The sequence below is a fragment of the uncultured Anaerobiospirillum sp. genome, assembly GCF_902485895.1.
GTDB classification, from domain to species: domain Bacteria; phylum Pseudomonadota; class Gammaproteobacteria; order Enterobacterales; family Succinivibrionaceae; genus Anaerobiospirillum; species Anaerobiospirillum succiniciproducens.
In genome coordinates, this window is sequence record NZ_CABTML010000126.1 from 1 (window position 1) to 4,105 (window position 4,105).

Genomic DNA, 4,105 nt, shown 5'->3' on the forward strand with positions numbered 1-4,105 from the left:
AAAATGCGCTCTCCTGTTACCCATAGCTCATAGCCATAGTCATAAAGATGCAGCGGCAGTGACTTAAATATGCAGTACTCCTTATCTGCAGCTTCTAAGAGCACACGAAGCTTGTCTACACCGCCATAGCGTATGGTTAATGCTATTGCATAATCTAAAACTTCGATGGATTCTTTAGTAGTTTGAAAACTATCACGAAGAACCCTGGTATCCTTATCAAGCAGCTGCTGAAGATCTTGTACACTGCCTCTTAAGATAACCTCAAAAAGATATTGTCTTAAGCCTGAGCTATTTGAGATATCAATCTTAGGCAGCCTATTTTGGGCCCATTCTTCTGTGTAAAACTTTTGTACCGCAGCAGATCCGTTTTGTAGTCCCCAATCGTAGAGCTCCACCTCATTTTTAAGCAGCATCTCAATATACTGCTTAGCAAGCTCCTCATTATAGATTTGACGATTATGGCAGTAGCCTAATACAAGACTAAAACCAAGATTATCAACAAGCTCTTTAGACACACCCAACTCAGGCATTATCGCACTAATACGTTTTTTCCTTTTATCCCATCGACCGTTTAACTTACATAGATCGCAGTGCTTTAAGTTTGGCGCAAATAGCAGCATTTCGCTGGCGCACAACCTAGCTATCTCATCTAATTGCTCAGTGCTTAGTGAGCTTCCCATATACCTAACAGCTTGTACTACTTTCACTGCGCTATCATATGCTTTTAGGACTTTCTCAAAACCACCAAGCAAGGTAAGTGCTCGAGGGTACTGGTATGGAACGTCTATGATGAACCGACGGCATTTGCTATAAAGCACGCCATCCACGCTCTCATAGACTACATTTTGCGGATGAACAATGTATCTTTCTAGGCTGTCAAAGCTTGGCAAGTACAAATAAGAGTAAAGGTTATCTTCAGTAGCCTCTTTCTCTTTAAGCTTAGTATTAACAAAGCAGTTACTTACGCTATTGTCTTTGGCGTTATAGATAAAGCCATTTTTATAGCAGATCTCAAACTTACGGCCAATAAAGCTCTTAGGCAGCGTTAAGGATGTAATTTCATTCTCATTGTCAAAGATTGAATAACGCTCAATGAACTTAACGCCCTCAGGGATCACCACATCGCCGCCAGCGCCTGAATATCGGATTAGCGTACCATCATCTGAGATCTCAAATTCCATAGAATGTCCTTGCGGCTAAGTGTCTACAGCAAAATATATTGCTGAGCCCCATCTAAGCTAAATCATAGTGATAGCAAACAACTACTTTTGTGCCGCTACAACCTTAATGATGACCTTATGCTAGTCTTGGTTGTTTTGTCCTTACTTTGAAGCTCTTGTTGCCTCTCAAGGAGAATAGCGGTGGCTTCATGTGCATTGTACTGTGTGGCCAAATCTAGAAGCTTACGCACGGTTTGTTTTGATCTAATCTGATTAGATGTGGCGATTGCATGAACAACCTTAGGATATGAGCGCGAGAGTGCTTCTTTAAATAACTCAACAACATATTTTGCCTGCACATCTACGAGATTAAAGATCTTCGCAAACTCATCAGGCCCCTTATGCATGAGCAATTTGATATCTTTCAATTGCATTGAGAAGCGCATTTCCTCTGTAGAAGATAGCTCAATGAGTCTTACAACACCTGGCAAACAATGCAAGGTGGCGTGATGTATCCAATGATAGAATTCTATTTTTACAAGATACTCTTTGTTTTCGCTTATCAATGTTTGTAAATTAGCTCCATGCGAAAGCATATACTTAGCGATCTTAAAGTCACCACAGAGCAAAGCTAGAGCGCAGAGCAAGTTACTTGCTATATCGCATTTGATGTTCAATATCCCTCTTTTTGACAAAAGCATCAGGCACTTTAAACGCTCATACTCATTAAGTGGAGCCATCTGTCTAACTTCATGAGATGAGGCAATCTCAAGCGCTGAATAATTTGGGTCATGATTAAAAATGCGCTCTCCTGTTACCCATAGATCATAGCCATAGTCATAAAGATGAAGCGGCAAAGACTTACAACTGCAGTACTCCTTATCTGCAGCTTCTAAGAGCACACGAAGCTTGTCTACACCGCCATAGCGTATGGTTAAAGCTATGGCATAATCCAAAACTCTGATGGATTCTTTAGTAGTTTTAAATCTGTCATGAAGAACCTTGCTATCCTTATAAAACAGCTCTTGAAGGTCTTGTACACTGCCTCTTAAGATAACCTCAAAAAGATATTGTCTTAAGCCTGAGCTATTTGAGATATCAATCTTAGGAAGCCTCTTTTTGTCCCATTCTTTTTTGTAAAAATTTTTTACCGCTGCAGATGCGTTTTGTACACCCCAATCGTAGAGCTCCACCTCATTTTTAAGCAGCATCTCAATATACTGCTTAGCAAGCTCCTCATTATAGATGTGCCGATTGTGGCAATAACCTATTACAAGCCCAAAACCAAGATTATCAACAAGCTCTTCAGTCACCCTCAACTCAGGCATGAGCGCAGTAATGCGTTTTTTCCTTTTATCCCATCGACCGTTTAACTTACATAGCTCGCAGTGCGTTATTTTTGGCGCAAACAAATGCATTTCGATGCCGCACAACCTAGCTATCTCGTCTAATTGCTCAGTGCTTAGTGAGCTTCCCATATACCTAACAGATTCTACTTCTTTCACTGCGTTATCTGCTTCTAGGACTTTCTCAAAACCACCAAACAAGGTCAGTGCTCGAGGGTAGTACATGAATGGAACGTCTATGACGAACCTTCGGCATTTGCTAAAGAGTACGCCATCCACGCTCTCATAGACTGGATTTTGAGGATGAACAATGTATCGTTCTAAATGTCTAAGCCATGGCAAGTACAAATAAGAGTAGAGGTTTTCGTGAGTAGCCTCCTGCTCTTTAATTCTTTTATTAACAAAGCAGTTGGACACGCTATTGTCTTGGGCGTTATAGATAAAGCCATTTTTATAGCAGTTCTTAAACTTACGGCCAATGAAGCTCTTTGGCAGCGTTAAGGATGTAATTTCATTATCATTGTCAAAGATTGAATAACGCTCAATAAACTTAACGCCCTCAGGGATCACCACATCGCCGCCAGATCCTGAATAACGAATTAGCGTACCATCATCTGAGATCTCAAAGTCCATATAATGTCCTCACTGCTAAGTGCCCATAGCTAAATAGAAAGCTGGCTGCACCTAAGCTAAATCATAGTGATAGCAAACAACTACTTTTGTGCCGCTACAAGCTTAAAGATGACCTTCTGCTAGTCTTTTTGGTTTTGTCCTTGTTTTTAAACTCTTGTTGCCTTTCAAGGAGCATTGCTGTGGCTTCATGTGCATTGTACTTTGTAGCCACATCTATAAGCTTACTCAAGTTTTTTCTAGGTTTAATATGCTTAGATGTGATGATTGTATTAACTGCGCTATGAGATGAGCTCAAGACTGCTTGTTCAAATAAATCTACTAGATCTTTTGATTTTACATCTAAAAGATTGAAGATCTTTGCAAACTCATTAGGCCCCTCCCGCATGATTACAGGAATATAGCAAGTTGGAATTGAGAAAGTCTTTCCGTCACTTGCTACCCATTCAATGAGTTGAACCACACCTTGCAAATGATTTAAGAGGGCACTATATAGCAAGTCGTTAAAATAAACGTCTTTAAGATACTCTTTTTCTTCTTGCATGAATCTTGGCAGGTTTACGCCGTGAGAGTGTAAATAGCTGGCAATCTTAAATTCACTGCACATCAAAGCTAGAGTGCAGATCATATTACAAACATTGTTATCTTCGATTATCAATGCCTCTCTGTCACACAAGAGCTCAAGGCACTTTAAGCGCTCATCCTCATCAAGTGGAGTCATGTTTCTTACCTCAACATTTGAGGCAATCACAAACGCAGAGTGATATTGACTGACGTAAAACAGATGCTCTACTGTAACCCAATAGTTATAGTAGTTGATATAAAGCTCTTTAGATAAAGTCTTAGGTTTACGTTGCAATTTAGCTTCAGCATCTAACAGCAAACGCAGCTTCTCTACACCACCATAGCGTATCGCTAAAGCAATGGCGTAATCGACAGTTTGTATAGCATTTTTGTCATGCCATAACA

At 40.2% G+C, this 4,105-nt stretch carries 3 protein-coding genes; all 3 read right to left on the reverse strand.

Translation table 11 applies throughout. The annotated features are described in order from the left end of the window. Positions 1-1,181, reverse strand: a 1,181-nt coding sequence (locus tag RDO37_RS10530) for a hypothetical protein (protein ID WP_308499052.1), incomplete at its 3' end; no start/stop codon positions are given. Between the two features lie 95 nt (positions 1,182-1,276). Continuing rightward, on the reverse strand, positions 1,277-2,731 hold the full coding sequence (locus RDO37_RS10535) for a hypothetical protein (protein WP_308499053.1): 1,455 nt from the start codon (positions 2,729-2,731) through the stop codon (positions 1,277-1,279). A 502-nt stretch (positions 2,732-3,233) separates the two neighbouring features. After that, positions 3,234-4,105, reverse strand: an 872-nt coding sequence (locus tag RDO37_RS10540; RefSeq protein WP_308499054.1) for a hypothetical protein, incomplete at its 5' end; no start/stop codon positions are given.